The 18,129-nt window shown below is 62.4% G+C and carries 18 protein-coding genes; 9 read left to right on the top strand and 9 right to left on the bottom strand.

The genetic code is table 11. The features are described 5' to 3' along the window. Positions 1 to 58: 58 nt before the first annotated feature. Positions 59 to 991, bottom strand: coding sequence for an MBL fold metallo-hydrolase (locus tag ACFO24_RS04575; RefSeq protein ID WP_377737060.1), 933 nt, complete (start codon positions 989 to 991; stop codon positions 59 to 61). A gap of 152 nt (positions 992 to 1,143) precedes the next feature. Between ACFO24_RS04575 and ACFO24_RS04570 the strand changes: the two genes are divergently transcribed. The 9 genes from ACFO24_RS04570 (at position 1,144) to ACFO24_RS04530 (ending at position 8,938) form a co-directional block, all read left to right on the top strand. Next, a complete protein-coding gene (locus ACFO24_RS04570) occupies positions 1,144 to 1,626 on the top strand; it encodes an Lrp/AsnC family transcriptional regulator (protein WP_207575766.1) in 483 nt (160 codons plus the stop codon). A 110-nt stretch (positions 1,627 to 1,736) separates the two neighbouring features. Next, the gene (locus ACFO24_RS04565; RefSeq protein WP_377737058.1) at positions 1,737 to 2,354 is read left to right on the top strand and encodes a GNAT family N-acetyltransferase; all 618 of its coding nucleotides are present in this window, start codon (positions 1,737 to 1,739) and stop codon (positions 2,352 to 2,354) included. Positions 2,355 to 2,450: 96 nt separating this feature from the next. Continuing rightward, a complete protein-coding gene (locus tag ACFO24_RS04560; protein WP_377737056.1) occupies positions 2,451 to 3,329 on the top strand; it encodes an HlyC/CorC family transporter in 879 nt (292 codons plus the stop codon). A gap of 71 nt (positions 3,330 to 3,400) precedes the next feature. Then, on the top strand, positions 3,401 to 4,930 hold the full coding sequence (gene lnt, locus ACFO24_RS04555; protein WP_377737189.1) for an apolipoprotein N-acyltransferase: 1,530 nt from the start codon (positions 3,401 to 3,403) through the stop codon (positions 4,928 to 4,930). A 101-nt stretch (positions 4,931 to 5,031) separates the two neighbouring features. Beyond that, positions 5,032 to 5,556, top strand: a complete 525-nt coding sequence (fabA, locus tag ACFO24_RS04550) for a bifunctional 3-hydroxydecanoyl-ACP dehydratase/trans-2-decenoyl-ACP isomerase (RefSeq protein ID WP_377737055.1) — start codon at positions 5,032 to 5,034, stop codon at positions 5,554 to 5,556. Further along, positions 5,553 to 6,776: a beta-ketoacyl-ACP synthase I gene (fabB, locus tag ACFO24_RS04545; protein ID WP_377737054.1), complete on the top strand. Its 1,224-nt coding sequence runs from the start codon at positions 5,553 to 5,555 to the stop codon at positions 6,774 to 6,776. The genes fabA and fabB overlap by 4 nt, the downstream gene beginning before the upstream one ends. A 33-nt stretch (positions 6,777 to 6,809) precedes the next feature. Then, positions 6,810 to 7,346, top strand: coding sequence for a D-glycero-alpha-D-manno-heptose-1,7-bisphosphate 7-phosphatase (locus ACFO24_RS04540; protein WP_377737053.1), 537 nt, complete (start codon positions 6,810 to 6,812; stop codon positions 7,344 to 7,346). Between the two features lie 69 nt (positions 7,347 to 7,415). Continuing rightward, positions 7,416 to 8,213 (top strand): lysophospholipid acyltransferase family protein, encoded by a 798-nt coding sequence (locus ACFO24_RS04535; RefSeq protein ID WP_377737052.1) that lies wholly within the window; start codon positions 7,416 to 7,418, stop codon positions 8,211 to 8,213. After that, entirely contained in the window at positions 8,210 to 8,938 is a 729-nt protein-coding gene (locus tag ACFO24_RS04530; protein ID WP_377737051.1) for a M48 family metallopeptidase, read from the top strand. The genes ACFO24_RS04535 and ACFO24_RS04530 overlap by 4 nt, the downstream gene beginning before the upstream one ends. A gap of 97 nt (positions 8,939 to 9,035) precedes the next feature. Here ACFO24_RS04530 and ACFO24_RS04525 read toward each other — a convergent pair whose 3' ends face one another. From ACFO24_RS04525 to flgF, 8 genes are all read right to left on the bottom strand, one after another. Beyond that, positions 9,036 to 10,256 carry an HDOD domain-containing protein gene (locus ACFO24_RS04525; protein WP_377737050.1) on the bottom strand — a complete coding sequence of 407 codons (1,221 nt, stop codon included), beginning with the start codon at positions 10,254 to 10,256 and terminating at the stop codon, positions 9,036 to 9,038. A 70-nt stretch (positions 10,257 to 10,326) separates the two neighbouring features. Then, a complete protein-coding gene (gene flgL / locus ACFO24_RS04520) occupies positions 10,327 to 11,547 on the bottom strand; it encodes a flagellar hook-associated protein FlgL (RefSeq protein ID WP_377737048.1) in 1,221 nt (406 codons plus the stop codon). 29 nt (positions 11,548 to 11,576) lie between these two features. Next, the gene (gene flgK, locus ACFO24_RS04515) at positions 11,577 to 13,562 is read right to left on the bottom strand and encodes a flagellar hook-associated protein FlgK (RefSeq protein ID WP_377737047.1); all 1,986 of its coding nucleotides are present in this window, start codon (positions 13,560 to 13,562) and stop codon (positions 11,577 to 11,579) included. A 44-nt stretch (positions 13,563 to 13,606) separates the two neighbouring features. Further along, positions 13,607 to 14,593 (bottom strand): flagellar assembly peptidoglycan hydrolase FlgJ, encoded by a 987-nt coding sequence (gene flgJ / locus ACFO24_RS04510; protein ID WP_377737045.1) that lies wholly within the window; start codon positions 14,591 to 14,593, stop codon positions 13,607 to 13,609. After that, the gene (locus tag ACFO24_RS04505; RefSeq protein ID WP_377737043.1) at positions 14,590 to 15,732 is read right to left on the bottom strand and encodes a flagellar basal body P-ring protein FlgI; all 1,143 of its coding nucleotides are present in this window, start codon (positions 15,730 to 15,732) and stop codon (positions 14,590 to 14,592) included. Before ACFO24_RS04505 ends, flgJ begins: the two co-directional genes overlap by 4 nt. Before the next feature lie 36 nt (positions 15,733 to 15,768). Further along, positions 15,769 to 16,473: a flagellar basal body L-ring protein FlgH gene (locus tag ACFO24_RS04500; protein WP_377737042.1), complete on the bottom strand. Its 705-nt coding sequence runs from the start codon at positions 16,471 to 16,473 to the stop codon at positions 15,769 to 15,771. 105 nt (positions 16,474 to 16,578) lie between these two features. Continuing rightward, entirely contained in the window at positions 16,579 to 17,361 is a 783-nt protein-coding gene (gene flgG, locus ACFO24_RS04495) for a flagellar basal-body rod protein FlgG (protein ID WP_377737041.1), read from the bottom strand. A gap of 24 nt (positions 17,362 to 17,385) precedes the next feature. Then, a complete protein-coding gene (gene flgF / locus ACFO24_RS04490; protein WP_207576162.1) occupies positions 17,386 to 18,126 on the bottom strand; it encodes a flagellar basal-body rod protein FlgF in 741 nt (246 codons plus the stop codon). Positions 18,127 to 18,129: the final 3 nt, after the last annotated feature.

The raw sequence follows: 18,129 nt of genomic DNA, 5'->3' as shown, positions 1-18,129 counted from the left end.
GTTTAAACGGATTAACACCATTAAAACCAATAATAACAAGCGCAAACAGCTTCAAATATCAATCCACATTGCGCACCTGATCGCCCTCCCACACCACCGCCCGGGCCGCCGCCAGCGCCTGCAAAAGCGCTAGCACCCAGGCCGCAGGGTCTTGATCGGCAAAGTAGCGCTGGCGCATCTGCTGCATCAGCGGCGTGCTGGCGCACCAATCCTGCACTTGCTGGCAGCTGGCCTGCTGCCATTCCAGCAATTTGTATTTCAACAACACCTTGGCCGCGTACTGCGCATGGCGCTGGGGGTCGGCCTGAAAGTCGGCCAAGCGTTTGCGGGCCACGGCCAGCGCCCCCGCCACATCGCTGAACATGCCGCCATGGCCGGGCAGCACCCACTCGGGTTGCAATTGCTCGATCACATCCAGCGTGGCCCCCACCTCGGCAAAGGCCTGCTCACCCTCAAGTTCAGGGAAAACCACACCAAACCCACGTTCCCACAGCGCATCGGCCGAAATCAACAAGCGCCGCTGCGGCTCAAACAAAACGACCGAATGCGGATCATGCCCCGGGGCCGCATGCACTTGCCAATCGCGCAAACCCAGCTGCACGGTAGCACCCGGTTGCACCACCCCATCAGCACGAAACTGCGGGCAGCGCTGCCCCGTCGGCGCATAGCTCAGGCCCACCGGGTCCCACGCCTGCACCAAGGCCAATTGCCCCGGTGCAACCCAGGTTTGCACCTGGGGCCAAGCCGCCTGCAGCGCAGCATTGCCACCGCAATGGTCGCTGTGCAAATGGGTGTTCACAATGTGCGCCAGCGTTTGCCCCTGCAGCGCCTGGCGCACCCCTTGCACGGTGGCCGCCGCCTCGGTGCAGTAACCGGTATCGACCACGGCGGTGCGCCCTTGGTTAAACACGATGTTGTTGGCACTGAGCCAACTGCGTTGCACAAAGCGCATTTCTGGCCACAAGGGGTCCACGGTAGAAAAATCAGACATAGTGGCACATTCTCGTTTACGTAAACGTCAAGCGAATCAGGTAAATTCCCGAGGGGGCCCCTCCCCATTTGCGCAATAAAACTGCTTTCAAAACCCCAAAAACTTGATAAAAATGCAGCAACCTGCGCAAAACGCCATTAAAAAAATCTGCCATGACCGACCTGCACAATATTGACAAACTCGACCGCGCCATCTTGCGCCGCTTGCAAGAAAATGGCCGCCAAACCTACGACGTGATCGGCGAGCAAGTGGGCCTGTCGCCCAGCGCCGTGCTGCGCCGCGTCAAGCGCCTGGAGGATGTGGGCATCATTGAGCGCTACGTTGCCCTCATCGCCCCGGCCAAGGTCGGCCTGGGCCTGACCGCCTACCTCAATGTGCGCCTGGAAAAAGGCGCTGGCATCCACAAGCGCAGCCCCATGGATGCGTTCCGCGAAAGCGTGCAGGCGTGGCCCGAAGTGGTCGAATGCGCCTCGCTGACGGGCGAGATGGATTACCTGCTGCAAGTGGTCGTCAGTGATATGGCGCACTACAGCCGCTTCATCATGGACACCTTGTTGCAGCACCCCAGCGTGCAAGACTGCAAAACCAGCTTTGTCCTGGACCGCGTCAAAGGCACCACCTCGGTGCCGCTCTAAGCCACACCAACACCACACCAAGACATTGGTATTTACCCTAGGACTCATAGGGAAGCCGCACTTATGGTGCAATGCAGGCATTCAAGGGTTTACCCCTATTTGCTTGTACCATGTTGTCTTCTATCCAGTCCTTTCTGCGCCGCTTCACGGCCCGCTCTTTGCTGCCCAAGGTGGTGCCCATTCGCACCCTGAAGGCCAAACACCGGCCCTTGGTGCTCCACCACCTGCTGCAGCTCAATGATGCCGACCGCTTCTTGCGCTTTGGCTACCTGGCCAACGATGCGCAAATTACCCGCTACGTCGAAAAACTCGACTTCACCCGCGACGAAGTGTTTGGCGTTTTCAACCGCCGCCTGCAATTGATCGCCATGGCGCATTTGGGCTACGGCGCTACGCCCCAGGCTGCGGCCGAGTTTGGCGTATCGGTACTGAAAAGCGCCCGTGGGCTGGGCCTGGGTGCGCGCCTGTTTGCCCGCGCTGGCATGCACGCCCGCAACCGCAACGTGAAAACCATGTGCATCCACGCACTCACGCAAAACAGTGCAATGCTAAAGATAGCTATCAACGCTGGTGCCCGCGTGGTTTACTACGGAACTGAGGCTGAAGCCTATTTGCAGCTACCGGCACCTGCTATGGATACACGCTTGGCGCAGCGTTTAGAGCAACGCTTTGCCGATGCCGATTACTTTCTGAAAAAGCAATGGCTGCGGGCCAGTGGTGGCCGATAGCCCTGCGGCGCAGCCGCCTATCCTGGCGAAAATCGCTGCGCAATCGGCTATTCTTAGCGCCTTGTTTCACTTGCGCGATAACACGCACTGACCACTGTGTCCGATTCCCACCCAGAGCGGGACGATAAACGCTCTTTCTGGCAGAAGTTTCAAGAATTTCTCCACCCCAGCCCCGATACGCCTGACGCGCTGATCGAAACCCTGGCCGAAGCAGAAGACAAAGCCATCATCAGCCCCGAGGCCCTGGCCATGCTTGAAGGCGTGATCCGCATGGCCGACCGCACGGCCGACGACATCATGGTGCCGGCCCCCCGCATGGACGTGCTGGACATTCACGCCCCTTTTGAAGCCCTGCTCGACCAGGTCATTCGCACCGCGCATTCGCGCTTTCCGGTGTACGAAGGCGCACGCGAAAACATCATTGGCGTGCTCATGGCCAAAGACCTGCTCAAGCTGCAGCGCTCGCCCACCTTGAAGCTGCGCGCCTTGCTGCGCCCGGTGAACTTCATCCCGGAAACCAAGGGCCTGTACGATTTGCTGCGCGAATTTCGCAGCAACCACTACCACCTGTCCATCGTCGTCGATGAGTTTGGCAACATCGCCGGACTGGTCACGATGGAGGATGTGCTGGAGCAAATCGTCGGCGAAATTGAAGACGAATTTGACACCCCCGACGAGGAAGGCGACATCTTCGCCCTGGCCGATGGCAGCTACCGCGTCGCTGGCGACCTGGACCTGAGCCGCGCCGTGCAGGCGTTTGACCTGCATCTGCCCGCGCACGCCATGGAAAACTTCGACACCCTGGGCGGCTATGTGGCCCACACCCTGGGCCATGTGCCACGGCGGGGCCAGGTGCTGCAATGGGAAGGGCTGGAGCTGCGCGTGCTGCTGACCAAAGGCGGCGCGGTGCGCTGGTTCCAGGTGCGCCGCCCCGAAGCCCCAGCCACAGATACGGCAGAAAGCACCCCATCTTGAGCACCTTGAGCTTGCCGCAGCGCTCTAGGCCGCAGTTGCCCACCGGGCAGCCGTGGCAATGGCGCTTGGCGATGCTGCCCGCGGGCTGGCTGCACGCGGCCTCGCTGGCCTGGCCGGGCCACGGCGCGGCCCTGTGGTGGCTGCAACTGCTCAGTCTGGCGCTGCTGTGCAAAGCCTTACTCACCGCCCCGCGCCGGCGCGATGGGGCGCTGCTGGGCTGGCTGTTTGGCACCAGCTGGCTGGCGGGCACCTTTTGGTGGCTGTTCACCTCCATGCACACCTACGGCGGCCTGGCGGCCCCGCTGGCGGCGGCCGGGGTGCTGGCCTTGGCGCTGTTTCTGGCCTTGTACTACGCCGCTGTTTGTGCGCTTTTTAAGCACTTTAGCTTTACCCACCGTGCGGTAAATGCTCTTGTTTTTGCAGCGTGCTGGCTGCTGGCCGAGTTGGCCCGGGGCGTGCTCTGGACGGGTTTTCCCTGGGGGGCCAGCGGCTATGCGCACATCTCCGGCCTACTCTTTCCCCTGGCCCGCTGGGTCGGGGTGTACGGCATTGGTGCCGCTGCGGCAGGCTTGGCCATGCTGCTGGCCCAAGTGCGCCGCAGCGACCTGCGCGACCCGAAAATCTGGGCCATGTGCGGCTATGGCGCCATGCTGCTGTTTGGCCTGCATGCCCAGCGCCAGCTCACACTGAACAACTACCGGCACGAGCAGCCGCCCCTGTCGGTGGCCCTGCTGCAAGGCAATATCCCCCAGGATGAAAAATTTCAAGCCGGCACCGGCATTCCGCTGGCGCTGCAGTGGTACAGCCGCCAGCTGTACGCCAGCCAGGCCGATTTGACCCTGGCCCCAGAAACCGCCATCCCGTTGCTGCCCCAGCAACTGAGCCCCGGCTACCTGGACGGCCTGCGCTCTTGGTTCAGCACCTGGGGCGACCACCGGGCCGCCTTGGTCGGCATGCCGTTGGGCAACGCGGCGCAGGGCTATACCAATTCGGTCATCGGCTGGTCGCCTGCAGAGCCCTCGGCCTACCGCTACGACAAGCACCACCTGGTGCCTTTTGGCGAATTTATCCCGCCGCTGTTCCAGTGGTTTGTGCGCATGATGGACATTCCGCTGGGGGAGTTTTCCCAAGGGGCCTTGGTGCAACCGTCCCTGCACTGGGCGGGCGAGCGCATTGCCCCCACCATCTGCTACGAAGACCTGTTTACCGAAGAGCTGGCCGCCCGCTTTGCCCAAGAAGCGCAAGCACCCACCATCTTTGCCAACCTGAGCAACATCGCCTGGTTTGGCGACAGCGTGGCCATCGACCAGCATTTGCACATCAGCCAGATGCGGGCCCTGGAGTTTGAGCGCCCGTTCTTGCGGGCCACCAACACCGGGGCCACGGCCATCATTGACCACCGGGGCAACGTCGTGCAGCAGCTGCCTTCGGCGCAGCGCGCCGTGCTGACCGGGGAAGTCACCGGCCACCAGCAGCGCACCCCCTACGCCCGCTGGATGGCCGTGACCGGGCTGTGGCCCTTGGCGGCGTGGGCGCTGGTGGTACTGGGCTTGGCCCTGTGGCAGCACAGGCGCGACAAACTGCGTTGCGCCACGTCCTGATCGCCGCCAGAGCCCGCCAAACCCCTCTCAAACCCTTTACACTGCAGCCCATATTTGTAATTAAGTTAGCACGTCCCTGCTAACGCGGAGTATTGAACCCCATGGCCGAATCTTTTTCCTATGAACAACTGATTGCTTCCGGAGAAGGCAAACTGTTCAACCCCGACAGTGGCCGTTTGCCGCTGCCGCCGATGTTGATGTTTGACCGCATCACCCACATCTCTGAAGACGGTGGTGCCCACGGTTTGGGCCGCATCGAGGCCGAGCTGGATGTCAAACCCAATCTGTGGTTTTTTGATTGCCACTTCCAAGGCGACCCGGTCATGCCCGGCTGCCTGGGGCTGGATGCCATGTGGCAGCTCATTGGTTTTTACCTGACCTGGCTGCGCCTGCCGGGCCGAGGCCGCGCCCTGGGGGCTGGCGAAGTGAAATTCACCGGCGAAGTGGGCCCCGAGGTGAAGTTGGTCAAGTACGAGATCGACATCAAACGCGTCATCAAACGCAAGCTGTGCATGGCCATTGGCGATGCCCGCCTGCTGGCCGATGGCAAAGAAATTTATGTGTGCAACGACCTGCGCGTAGGCCTGTTTCTGCGCGAGGGCGACAAGGCTGGAGGCCAGGCATGACCCCACGGCGCGTCGTAATTACCGGTGCGGGCATCGTCTCGTGCATTGGCAATGATTTGGCTACGGTCGAAGCGGCTTTGCGCAACGGCACCAGCGGCATCCAGGCCGTGCCGGAAATGACCGAAATGGGGCTGCGCAGCCAAGTGGCCGGCGTTCCCACTATTGATATCGAAGCACGCATCGACCGCAAACAGTTGCGCTTCATGGGAAATGCTGCCGCATACTCCCAAATTGCGCTGGAAGACGCTATCAAGCAAGCGGGCCTCACGCCAGAGCAAATCTCGCACCCGCGCACCGGTTTGATCATGGGCTCGGGCGGCGGCTCGCCCGCCAACCAAATCGAGGCCGCCGACACCCTGCGCGAAAAAGGCATCCGCCGCGTCGGCCCCTACCAGGTCACGCGCTGCATGAGCAGCACCGTCTCGGCCTGCCTGGCGACCAATTTCAAGGTCAAGGGCATCAACTACTCGATCACCTCGGCCTGCTCCACCTCGGCGCACTGCATTGGTGCGGCCGCCCAGCAAATTGCCTGGGGCATGCAAGATGTGATGTTTGCCGGTGGCGGCGAAGAACTATCCTGGGGCATGTCGCTGCTGTTTGACGGCATGGGCGCCATGTCCAGCAAGTACAACGCCACCCCAGAAAAAGCCGCCCGCGCCTACGACGCGAACCGCGATGGCTTTGTCATCGCCGGCGGCGGCGGTGCCGTGGTACTCGAAAGCCTGGAGCACGCCCAGGCGCGCGGGGCCACCATCTTGGCCGAAGTGGTCGGCTTTGGTGCCACCAGCGACGGCGAAGACATGGTCGCCCCGTCCGGCGACGGTGCCATTGCCTGCATGCAGCAAGCCATGCAAGGCCTGGATGCACCCATTGACTACATCAACACCCACGGCACCTCCACCCCCGTGGGCGATATGCAGGAAGTGCGGGCCATGCGCGCCGTGTTTGGCGATGCCGTGCCACCGTTTTCCAGCACCAAATCGCTCACCGGCCACTCGCTGGGCGCCACCGGCGTGCAAGAGGCGATTTACTGCCTGATCATGCTGAACAAGGGGTTTATCGCTGGCTCGGCCAACGTCGAAACCCCCGACCCGGCCCTGGGCGACATGCCCCTGGTCACGACCACGCGCGATGCCCAGCTGAACCAAGTGCTGTCCAACAGCTTTGGTTTTGGCGGCACCAACGCCAGCTTGGTGCTGCGCCGCTGGGCCGGAGCCTGAACCAACAATGCCCACATGCCACGGGGGTGCTAAATGAAAGTGGTGGTTTTTGATTATCTGGGCAGCATCGACCCCGACAGCGTCGGGGCCGTCATGGATGTCGGTACCTGGCAAGCCCAGCCGGGCATCGCCGATGCCATTGCCCACCTCAACCACCACGGCTGGCACGTGGTGCAGGCCGTGAACCAACCCGGCTTGGGGCGGGGCAGCTTGGAGATTGCGGAGCTCACCGCCGTGCAGCAGCGCCTGCAGAAAATCCTCAATGCCGCAGGCGGGCGGATCGAAGCCTTCTTTTTCTGCCCCCACGCTCCCGAAGAGCACTGCGACTGCCGCAAGCCCGCCCCTGGCCTGCTGCTGCAAATTGCCGCCCGCTGCGGGGTCGCCCCCCAAGAGCTGTGGGTGGTCGGCCTGTGCCAAGCACACATCCAGGCCGGGCTGGCCGTGGGGGCCAAGGTGGCCTTGGTCATGCCCGACCCCTCTTTGCACATCGACTGCACGCTCTGCGCCGAAAGCCCGTTGCCGCGCTACGCCAACTGGATGGCGCTGGCCCACGCCCTGGCCCCTGATTGACCCTTGCGGCTGGCCAGACCACTACCACTGCCCTGCGCTGGCCCATTTCCTTCCGACTTCTGCCCCGCCATGCTGTTTTTGCGTTCTCTTTTGCACACCTTTTGGATGGTGATTACCGTCATTCCCTACACCTTGGGGGTTTTATTGGCCCGCGTCCTGGGCCTGCCGGTGATGGTGCGCTGGCGCATTGGCACGGCCTGGCTGATGCTCAGCGTCCACGCGGCGCGTTGGTTTTGCGGCATTCACTACCGGGTGCAAGGCTTGGAACATTTACCCACCGACCCCCACCAGGGCGTGGTGCTGCTGGCCAAGCACCAATCAACGTTTGAAACCTTTTTGCTCCCTGGCATCCTGCCCCGGCGCATTGCCTACGTGTTTAAAAAAGAGCTGCTGCGCATCCCTTTTTTCGGCTGGTCGATTGGCAGCATGGACATGATTCACATTGACCGCAAGCACGGCAGCCGTGCGTTTCACAAGGTGGTCGAGCAAGGCAAGCGCCTGCTGGGCGAAGGCGTGTGGGTGGCGATGTTCCCCGAAGGCACCCGCGTGGGCCGGGGCGAAGTGGGCGATTACAAAAGCGGTGCCGCGCGCCTGGCCTGTATGTGTGGCGTACCCGTCGTGCCGGTGGCCATTACCAGCGCGCGCTGCTGGCCCCGCAATGGCTTTGTGCGCTACCCCGGCACGGTGGAAGTCTCGATTGGCCCGCCCATCCCCACCACCGGGCGCAAGCACGATGAGCTGACCGCCGAGGTGCAGCGCTGGATTGAGGCCGAAATGCGCCGCTTGGACCCCGAGGCTTACCCCGAAGCCGCCTCCCCGGCCGCCCCCAGCGCCCCCACCGTGCCCCCCGCTGCGCCCAAGGCATGACGCAGGCCCCGCCGCCCACGCCCCCCGTGCCGCCGCTGCCGCCATTTACCCTGGTGCGCAGCGCCCGGCGCAGCCTGGGCCTGGAGATCAGCGCCAGCAAGGGGCTGGTCGTGCGCGCCCCGCTGCGCGCCAGTGAGCGGCAAATTCAGGCCCTGCTGCACGAAAAAGCCGGGTGGATTCGCAGCAAGCTCAGCCTGGTGCAAGAGCGCCAGGAAGCACAAGTACAGATTGATTGGCACAACCGCACCACCCTGCCCTTTTTGGGCGGCCAATTGCAATTGGAGCTGCACCCCAGCGCCCCGCGCGAAGGCTTGCTGGTGGCCGTAGCGGCCCAGCGCTGGGTGCTGCACCTGCCCTGCGCGGCCGATGCCAGCGCGGCGGCCATGCGCACGGCCACCTGGGCCTGGTGGCTGGGCCAGGCCCGCAGCGTGTTCACCGAGCGCTTGCAGCATTACGCCCCGCAATTGGGCGTGGCCTGGCGCAGCCTGCGCCTGACGAATGCCCGCACCCGCTGGGGCAGCGCCAAGCACGATGGCAGCCTCATGCTCAACGCCAAGCTGCTGCATTACCCCCTGCCGGTGGTGGATTACGTGGTGGTGCATGAGCTGGCCCACCTGCACGAGATGAACCACAGCCCGCGCTTTTGGGCCTGGGTGGCCCAAGCCTGCCCGGATTACTTGGCGCTGCGGGCCGCCTTGAAGGCCCAGGCTGCACCACTTTGGTAAAAACAATAGCTGCTTGCGCTTTATTTACAATGTTTTTTTATTATTTAATGCAAAAAACATTGATTTATAAGCGCTACCAGCTCTTGAAAAGATAGTTTTACCAGCGCGGTGTCTGGCTGCGCCAGCTGCTGATCAGGCGCAGCAAGGTGCGGTTGATGGTCTCCAGGTGCATGCCGTGCTGCTCGCACAGGTCGCGCACGGCTTCGGCACCGGTTTCGTTTTCCAGGGCAATGGCCATTTCCAGGCTGGAGGCGTACGGCCCCTCTTGGCGCAGCGCGGCATCGGGGATGCGTTCGGACAGGGGCAGGCGAGCTAGGCTTTCTTCCAGCGGTTCGCCCAGGATGTCGTCCAGCCGGGAGAACAGGCCGCACAAATAGACTTCGCTGCGCAGCTCTTGGCTGACCCCGGCATCCAGCAGCAGCGAAGTGAGCTGTGCCCGCTGCACCATAGACTGGCGCACGGGCTGCAAATCGGGCTCTTCGCAGGCGTGCAGCAGCAAATTGCCCAGCCACTTTTGCAACGGGCCGTAGCCCAGCAGCACCAGGGCGCGGCGCAGCGAATCAATGGGGTGGCGTGCGCCCAGCGCGGCGGAGTTGGCAAACAGCATCAGGCGGTAGGCCAGCAGCGGGTCTTCGCTCAAGATTTCTTCAAACGTATCGAGCGGCTGGTCGGCATCGACCGCCTTCATCAGCCGCAGCACATGGGCGTGCGAGGGGTGCAGAACTTTGGCCCCGCGCAGGTTGAACAGCACATCCTCATCGGGCCAGCCCACCACGGCGCTGGCCTGGTAGCGGTCAAAGCAGCAGCGCAGCATGGTTTGGCTGTGCAGGTCTTCGTACATTTGCCGCTCCAGCAGAAAGGCGCATTCTTCGGGCGGCGGCGGGGTGCGCAAAAATTCCAGCGCATCCTGCGGGTGGATGCTCAATAGCCCACTGGTGAACAGGTTGGCCACCTCGGCACTGGGCAGGGCATCGCGCTTGCCGCGCCAGATCAGGCGCACATTTTTGCGGGCCGCGTTTTGCACGTAGGCCAACAAGCTGGCATCCCACTGCAGCCACTCGCCGCGCACTTCCAGCGCCCAAAACGGGCTGTCATGGATGCGCACCAGCAGGTTTTTCAGCAGCGCCGGGGATTGCGGCGAGAGCAGCACCCGGGGGGCGGTAGGGCTCCAGGTTTGCTCCAGGGTGCGCAAAAAGTGGGCCACATCGACCGGCTCATCGGTGCTGTCGTGCAAAAACAATTGCACGCCGGCCAGCTGGCGGTCGCTGCTCCACATCGGGCGGTAGCCCATGACCAGGACGTTCAAAGCGTATTGCACGGCAGACTTTCAAATGCATAGCTGCTAACGCTTGACCAATAAGCGTTAGGGCCGGATTTTCATCAAAATTTTAAGAAATATAGTTCAACAGCGATAGCTTTTGAATCGACGCGTACGACTGCAGCGCCGCCGAGACGGCTGTTTGCTGGGTCTTCATTTGCGCAACCGCCCGCACCATGCCTTCGGCATCGTACTGCTCGGCCGCCACGCGCTGGGCTTCGGTTTGTTCCTCGCGCACCAGCAAGGTGTTGCCCATGCGTTCTGCTTGGTTGAGCAGGTCACCGGCCAGCCCGGTGACGGTGGAGATGCGGTTCATCGCCGTGTCCAGCTCGGTGAGCGACTGGGTGATGCCGTGTGCCAGCGTGCCGTAGGCGGTGCTGCCATCGTACTTACCGTTGTCGCGCACTGCGGCAATGGCGCGGTCCAGCGCCTCGAAGGTGGAAATCGTGGTGCTGGGCTTGATGGTGAAGCCATCGCCGGCCACAGGCTGGCCTTTGATGACCACGTCCATGCCGGCCACGCTGATGGCGGCCCCTTCTTTGTAGGAGCTCCAGGTCGTGCCGCCATCGGTGGTGTATTCCAGCACCCCGGCGTTGTCCTGGAAGGTGATTTCAATCGGCGTTGTCACTGCCGCAGCCACTGCCGGGTCTTTGATCACGCCAATATCGGCGTGGGCCTTGCCTTGGTTGGGCGTGCCTGCGGCGTGCGAATAGGGGTCAATCTCCAGCACGCCGTTGCCGGTTTTGCCACTGAAAAATGCCAGTACGCCGTTGAGCGAATTGGCAATGTGAAACTCGCCGCTGTTGGGCTGGCCCGATTGAATGCCTTCCTCGTCGTTGGGGAAGGGCAGGCCGGTTTTTGTGTCCAGCCCGCGAAACAGCGGCAGGCCGTTGCTGTCCACGCGGTTGGCGTATTTGGCAATTTGCTCGCGCAGGCTGGTCAGTTGCTCCACCAGGGTGTCGCGCTGCACTTGGTTGTACACGCCGCTGCCGGCATTGACCATCAGGGCGCGGAAGGATTGCAGGGCATCCATGGTTTCGCGCAGCGTTGATTCGCCGTACTCGATCGTGGCTTTTTGCGCATCCAGCCCGCGCTGGTCACTGGCAATGCGCTCCAGGCGGTTGCGGGCGCGCTCGGCCTGGGCGGCGGCCACGGGGTCGTCGCTGGGACGAATCACGCGCATGCCGGCCGAGGTGTGCTCCATCTGGCTGGCCAGCTCGTTTTGCTGGCGGTTGATGTTGTTGATGGTGCGGTCGTACATATTGGCCGTACCCAGGCGGGAAATCGACATGGCAAAGACTCCTTAACTTAGCGTGCGCATCAGCGGCCCACAGCGTTCAACACGCTGTCGAACAGGCTTTGCGCAATTTGAATCACTTTGGATGAGGCCTGGTAGGCCTGTTGGTACTGCAGCAGGCGGGCGGCCTCTTCGTCCAGGTTCACCCCGGAAACCGCTGTACGGTCCATTTCCAGGTTTTTCGCCACGGTGGACGAGAGCTTTTTCGCCAGCTGCACGCTTTGCGTGCGCGTGCCCACCACGGCCATGGCGGCAGAAAAACCATCGCTCAGGGTGGTGCCCTGGTCAAACACTTTCTTGTCACGCAGGTCCAAAAACGCCCCGGCGTTGCCGGCGTTCAGGCGAAAGGCTTCGCCAAAATCCAGGGCATTGGCCACGTCCACCGTATCGCCGGCGGCGGGGGTGCCGGTCAGGGTAATGCTCCAGCCGTTGATGGTGATCGGCTGGCCAGGGGTGTAGTCCATCGGGGCAGAGGCCGGCCCCCAGGTGCTGCTCAGGTGGTCATAGATTTGGTAGGTGACCTGGCCCGCACCGTCAAAGGTTAGGCGCACCGGGTCTTGCGCGGCAGGAATGCCGGTGAAGTCGTTGGCCCCCAGCTGGGTCAATTGCAGCTTGCCGGTGTTGTTTTTATTGATATTGGCCGTGAGCGCACTGGCTGCGGCCAATTCATCCGGGTTGTGTACCAGGGCTTCGATCTCGCTGGCCGCCGTGCTGAAAGGCTTGAACAACATGCTGTTGCCCGCCACGGCCGCAGCGGTGGTCGCATTGGGCACCGTAAAGCGCAGGCCATCGGCATCAAAACCAGCATTCAAAGCGGCCATGGTCAAAGGTGGGGTAGAGCTGCCGTTGAACACCTTGCCGTCTGACATGCGCGTGAGCACCGGGGCCACGGGCGAGCCTTCAAAAATCAAGCGGTATTCCGAGGGCTTGAGCTGGCTGGCATCCATCACCTGGGTGGTGGCGGCCCCGGGGCCAATATTGCTGTAGCCGGTGATGTTGCCGTAGCCGGTGCTGGTGCTGGGCAGGCTGAACAAGGCCCCACCTTGCTGCCCGTTCAGGGTCAGGCCGCGCTGGTTTTGCAGGTTCAGCTCGTGCCCGATGGTCATGGCCAGGCGGCCCAGCAGGTTGCGCCCTTCGGCCAGGTCTTCGTTGCGAAATTTCAGCAGCCCAGCAATTTCGCCACCGCCGACCATGGCCGCCGTCAGCTCTAGCTGTTGCCCGCCGGGCTGGCTAAAGTACAGCGCCATGCGCTGGCTGCCAGGGTATTCCTTGGTTTCTTCCACGCTCAGCTGCCCGCTGTTGATGCCCAGCACCAGCGCCTGGCTGCCCCCGACAAACAGGCTGATGCTGCCGTCGTCGGCCGCCACCTGGGTGGTTTGCACGTACTGGTTGATTTCGCGGATCACCTGGTCACGGGCATCGAGCAAATCATTGGGCTGGTGGCCGGTGGCCAGGGCGCGGCTGATTTCGTTGTTCAGGCGGGCCACTTGGCTGGCTTTGTCATTCACCAGCAGCGCGTTGTTGCGCAGTTGCTGCGCGGTGGAGTAGTCCTGCTCTTCCAGCATGTTGGAGGCCGCGTGAAAGCGCGCCGCCAGCTCGCTCATGCGGGTGAGCACCACGTTGCGCCCCGTGGCATCCGAGGGGGCGGCCTGCACATCGACAAAGGCGTTCATCATGTTGGTGACGGCCGCGCCCAGGCTGCCATCGCCGCCTTTGAACACGTCTTGCATTTGCATCAGGCCTTGCAGGCGGCTGGTATCGGCCGCATGGATGGCGTTGGCAGCGTTGGATTGGCGGTTGAGCAAGGCGCTGTAGTTGCGCATCACCGTGGCCACCTGCACGCCTTTGCCAATAAAGCCGTTGCCCATGTTTTGCCCGTGCAAGGCATTGGTATAGACGGTTTGGCGCGAGTAACCGGGGGTATTGACGTTGGCAATGTTGTGGCCAACGGTGGTCAGGGCTTGCTGATTGGCGTTCAGGGCGGATACGCCGACATTCATGAGACTCATAACGGCTGCTCTTTCTTCATTTCTGCAAAATTTTTAAAAAATATTCACGCCTGGTTGCCCCGCTGCACGGCCTGGGCGCTTTCAATGGCCCGCGATAGCTTGTTGGCGTATTGCGGATCGGTGGCATAGCCCGCTTTTTGCAAAGCAGTGGCGTAATCTTTGGCGTTGCCGGTGGCCTGCATGGCGTTGGCATAGCGCGGGTTTTGGCTGATCAGGCGGGCGTAGTCGCGGAAGGACTCTTCATACGAGTCGTAGGCGCGGAACTTGGCCTTGACCTTGCGGGCCTCGCCGTTGATGTATTCGGTGGTGGTGATCTCGGCCACCTTGCCCGTCCAGCCGCCCGTGGCCTTGATGCCAAACAGGTTGAAGGAGTTGGCCCCGCCGGCACCGCGAATTTCGCTTTGGCCCCAGCCGGTTTCATGCCCGGCCTGGCCAATCATGTAGTGCGCCGGGATGCCGCTTTCGCGGGCCACGCGCTGGGCGGCGGCCTGGTGGCCTTTGACAAAATTCTCGCGCCCTTTGGGCGAGGGGGCGTAGGCATCCAGCGCCTGGGCGTTGGCCGCCGTGCCCAGCATGCCCGCGCTTTGCGCCCACTGGGTAAAGCGGCCGCTGCGGCTGGCAAAGTTCACGGTGGAGGGGATGGAAAAGCCGCCGCGCTCCACGCCGCCAATGGGCTGCTGCAGCCCGGCGAGCGCTTCTTTTTCATCCACCCCCATGGAGCGGGCAATTTGCGCGGTGATCGAAGCGCTCAAGCCCCCGGGCAGCCCGGCCATGCTGACGGACAGCTGCTGGTCGTACATGTCGCGGGCCAGGTCGCCCCCGCCGCCTTCTTGGTCGATCAGGCCGCTTTTCATGGTGGCCTGGCGCATGCTTTTGATCATCTCGCGCATGAAGAGCGATTCGAGCTGCTTGGCCGCTTCGCGTGCGGCTTGGGGGGTTTTGTTGGTGGCCTCGTTTTTCAGACCGTTGAGCGAATTGACATCTCCGGCCAGGGCATTGCTGGCGCTATAGCCCAAAATTTGACTGCTCATAACACCTCCAACTCTGCCTCCAAAGCCCCGGCGGCTTTGAGCGCTTGCAATATGGCCAGTAAATCCTGGGGCGTGGCCCCCAGGGCGTTGAGCGAGCGCACCACATCGGCCAAATTGGCCGACGAGGGCACGTTCACGATGCTGCCCGGCTCCTGGGTGACCTGGATATTGGCTTTTTCGCGCACCACGGTTTCCCCTAGCGAGAAGGCATTGGGCTGGCTGATGACCGGGGTCGAATCAATGGTGATGGCCAGATTGCCGTGGGCAATGGCGCTGGGTTTTAAGCTCACGGCCTGGTTCATGACGATGGAGCCGGTGCGCGGGTTAATCACCACCTTGGCCGCAGGCCTGCTGCCGGTCAGTTGCAGCTCTTCAATGGCCGCCATAAAGCCCACGCGGGCGCTGGGGTCCATGGGGGCACGCACCTCCACAGTGCGCCCATCCAGCGCGGCGGCGGTGCCCAGGCCGTAGCGGCTGTTGATCACTTGCACCACCTTGCTGGCGGTTTGAAAGTCTGCAGCGTTCAGCCCCAGGCGGATGGTGTCGCCCTCATTAAAGGGCGAGGGCACGGCCCGCTCCACCTGCGCCCCCATGGGGATGCGGCCAGCGCTCAGGTGGTTGATTTGCACCTTGCTGCCACCGGCCGAGGCCCCGGCCCCGCCCACCACCATATTGCCCTGGGCCAGGGCGTAAATCTCGCCATCGGCACCGCGCAGCGGGGTGGTGATCAAGGTGCCGCCTTTGAGCGATTTGGCATTGCCCATGGAGGAGACCACCACATCGATCTGCTGGCCCGGCTGGGCAAAGGCGGGCAGCTCGGCCGTGACGATGACGGCGGCAACGTTTTTCAGCTGGATGTTGCGGGCGTTGATATTGCCCGGCAGGGTGATGCCCATTTGCTGCAAATAGTTTTGCACCGACTGGGTGGTGTAGGGCATTTGGGTGGTTTGGTCGCCCGTGCCATCCAGGCCCACCACCAGCCCGTAGCCGGACAACTGGTTGCTGCGCACGCCCTGCACGGCAGCAACTTCTTTGATGCGCAGCGCTTGCGCAGGCTGCCAAGCCAGTGCGCCCACAAGGGCGGTGAGCAAGGCCAGGTTACGTGCGCCAGCACGCAAAAAGCGCAGGGAGTGGGGCATGGACAGTATCTTCATACTGCCCGATTTTGGAGATTTCTAAAAAGGCAGAACGCTCAAAAAGAAGGATGCTAACCAGCCAATTGATTGGGCTGCCCCCTGCTGGCCACGGCTGCGCGACTCCACGCGCACATTGGCCACCTGCTGCGAGCTGATGACGCTGCCCGGCTGCATCAAATACGGATCGACCGTGCCGGTAAAGCGCAGCACATCGACGTTGTGGTTCACGCCAATTTGCTTTTCGCCCGCCACCACCAGGTGCCCGTTGGGCAGCACCTCGATCACGCTGGTGGTGATGGTGCCGCTGAAAGTATTGGCGCTGCTGGTGCCGCCGCCGCCTTGAAATTTGTTGCTCGATTCGGCCTCGGCGCTCAGGCGGCCCAAGGTTTTGGGGCTGTTCAAAAAGGGAATGGCCCCCACGCTGGCATCCAGCTCATTGCTGCGCGAGACGTTGGAGCTTTGCTTTTGGCTGGCCGCCACTTTTTCAACGATTTGCACCATTACCGTATCGCCCACCATGCGGGCGCGGCGGTTTTCAAACACCGGGCGGTAGCGGCTGGCCTGGTACAGGCTGCCGCTGTTGCTGACCACCTGCGTCGGGGGGGCGATTTGCCCGGCGCTGACTGGAGCGGTGTTGCCGATGTCCACCGGTGGGGGATTGTTCAAGGCGCAGCCGCTCAAGACGGCGGCGGCCAGCAGCCCAACATGGGCTGGACGAAAAAACAAAGGGGTAAAGCCAGCCATGGCGCGTGCTCCAAAATAAAAGAGCTGTTTGCGCTTATATGCAGTTGTTTTTAAGCACAAAACACCTAAAAACCATACCAACAAAGCGCAAACAGCTATCAATAATTAAATCTGTACCAAGCGACCCAGCATCTGGTCGCTGGTGGAAATGGCCTTGGAATTCATCTCGTAGGCGCGTTGCGTCTGGATCATGGTGACCAGCTCATTGACCACGTTCACGTTGGACGATTCCAAATAGCACTGCAGCACGGTGCCGATGCTGGTGTCGCCGGGGGCCCCGGTTTGCGGTGCGCCCGAGGCCGGGGTTTCGCGGTAGAGGTTTTCGCCCACCGGCTCCAATCCAGCCGGATTGATAAAGGTGGCCAAGTTCAGCTGGCCGATTTGCTGCGGCTCGGTCTCGCCCGGGGCCAGCACGGTGACGATGCCGGTCTTGCTGATGGTGAAGCTGCGCGAATCGGGCGGCACGGTAATGCCGTCCAGCAGCGGGTAGCCGCCCGAGGTGACCAGGGTGCCATCGCCATTCAGGGCAAAGGTGCCGTCGCGGGTGTAGGTGGTGCTGCCATCGGGCATTTGAATTTGGAAAAACCCATCGCCATTGACGGCCACGTCGTAGGCCTTGCCGGTCTCCAGCGGCGTGCCTTGCGAAAAGGTGCGCGTGGTGGCCACCGAGCGCACGCCCAGGCCCATGTGCATGCCGGTGGGCAGCTGGTTTTGCTCATCCACCTGGGAGCCCACTTGGCGCAGGTTTTGGTAAATCAGGTCTTCAAACACCGCCGTCTGGCGCTTGAAACCCGTGGTGGTGACGTTGGCCAGGTTGTGCGAAACCGTGTCCATATTCGTCTGTTGGGCGTTCATGCCGGTTTTGGCAATCCACAGGGAATTCATCATGGTAGGAGTCCTCCTTGGCTGGCCTTAGCCATTCAGGCCCAGCAACTGGGCAGCGGTTTTATCGTTGGTCTCGGCCGTGGTCAGCAGCTTCATTTGCGCCTCAAACTGGCGGGCCGCAGCAATCATGTCCACCATGGTGCCCACGGCATTGACGTTGGAGCCTTCCAGCACCCCGTCGGCCAGGCGGGCGGTGGCATCGGTGGGCAGCGGGTTGCCATCGGCGGCGCGGTACAGGCCATCGTCACCGCGCACCAGGGGCGCGCCAGCCTCAGGCGTAATCATCTTGAGGCGGCCAATATTGATCGGGTCTTGCCCCGGCTCGGTGGCCGAAATCGTGCCATCGGCCCCAAAGCTGACCTTGGCGTTTTGCGGCACATCAATGGGCGTGCCGCCATCGGAGAGGATGGGCAGGCCATTGGCCGTCATCAGCTGGCCTTGGTCGTTCACTTCCAAAGCGCCGTTGCGCGTGTAGGCCTCCAGGCCATCCAACCCCTGCACGGCAAACCAGGCATTGCCCCGGGCCATGACATCGGTGGGCTTGCCGGTGGTAATGGCCGTGCCCGGTTCGTCGGAATAGCCCGAGGTGGCATCCAGCCCAAACACCCGGGTGCTGGAGCCCGCACCTTCCAGCGGTACCGAGCGAAAGGTCGTCAGCTCGGCACGAAAGCCGGTGGTGGTGGCATTGGCCAGGTTGTTGGACAGGATGGCCTGGCGCTGCATGGCAGCGTTGGCCCCGGTCATGGTGGTGTAGATCATGCGATCCATGGC

The organism is Comamonas denitrificans, from assembly GCF_042654745.1.
In the GTDB taxonomy this organism is placed as follows: Bacteria; Pseudomonadota; Gammaproteobacteria; order Burkholderiales; family Burkholderiaceae_C; genus Comamonas; species Comamonas denitrificans.
This window is presented reverse-complemented; position numbering and strand designations above follow the sequence as displayed.

Excerpts from the sequence above, each read along its gene's own strand:
- lnt (WP_377737189.1), top strand. The coding sequence starts at position 3,401 with ATGCTGCCCGCGGGCTGGCTGCACGCGGCCTCGCTGGCCTGGCCGGGC.
- flgG (WP_377737041.1), bottom strand. The coding sequence starts at position 17,361 with ATGATGAATTCCCTGTGGATTGCCAAAACCGGCATGAACGCCCAACAG.
- ACFO24_RS04565 (WP_377737058.1), top strand. The coding sequence starts at position 1,737 with ATGTTGTCTTCTATCCAGTCCTTTCTGCGCCGCTTCACGGCCCGCTCT.
- ACFO24_RS04530 (WP_377737051.1), top strand. The coding sequence starts at position 8,210 with ATGACGCAGGCCCCGCCGCCCACGCCCCCCGTGCCGCCGCTGCCGCCA.
- fabA (WP_377737055.1), top strand. The coding sequence starts at position 5,032 with ATGGCCGAATCTTTTTCCTATGAACAACTGATTGCTTCCGGAGAAGGC.
- flgL (WP_377737048.1), bottom strand. The coding sequence starts at position 11,547 with ATGTCGATTTCCCGCCTGGGTACGGCCAATATGTACGACCGCACCATC.
- ACFO24_RS04540 (WP_377737053.1), top strand. The coding sequence starts at position 6,810 with ATGAAAGTGGTGGTTTTTGATTATCTGGGCAGCATCGACCCCGACAGC.
- ACFO24_RS04570 (WP_207575766.1), top strand. The coding sequence starts at position 1,144 with ATGACCGACCTGCACAATATTGACAAACTCGACCGCGCCATCTTGCGC.
- flgK (WP_377737047.1), bottom strand. The coding sequence starts at position 13,562 with ATGAGTCTCATGAATGTCGGCGTATCCGCCCTGAACGCCAATCAGCAA.
- flgF (WP_207576162.1), bottom strand. The coding sequence starts at position 18,126 with ATGGATCGCATGATCTACACCACCATGACCGGGGCCAACGCTGCCATG.
- ACFO24_RS04575 (WP_377737060.1), bottom strand. The coding sequence starts at position 991 with ATGTCTGATTTTTCTACCGTGGACCCCTTGTGGCCAGAAATGCGCTTT.
- ACFO24_RS04505 (WP_377737043.1), bottom strand. The coding sequence starts at position 15,732 with ATGCCCCACTCCCTGCGCTTTTTGCGTGCTGGCGCACGTAACCTGGCC.
- fabB (WP_377737054.1), top strand. The coding sequence starts at position 5,553 with ATGACCCCACGGCGCGTCGTAATTACCGGTGCGGGCATCGTCTCGTGC.
- ACFO24_RS04500 (WP_377737042.1), bottom strand. The coding sequence starts at position 16,473 with ATGGCTGGCTTTACCCCTTTGTTTTTTCGTCCAGCCCATGTTGGGCTG.
- ACFO24_RS04535 (WP_377737052.1), top strand. The coding sequence starts at position 7,416 with ATGCTGTTTTTGCGTTCTCTTTTGCACACCTTTTGGATGGTGATTACC.
- flgJ (WP_377737045.1), bottom strand. The coding sequence starts at position 14,593 with ATGAGCAGTCAAATTTTGGGCTATAGCGCCAGCAATGCCCTGGCCGGA.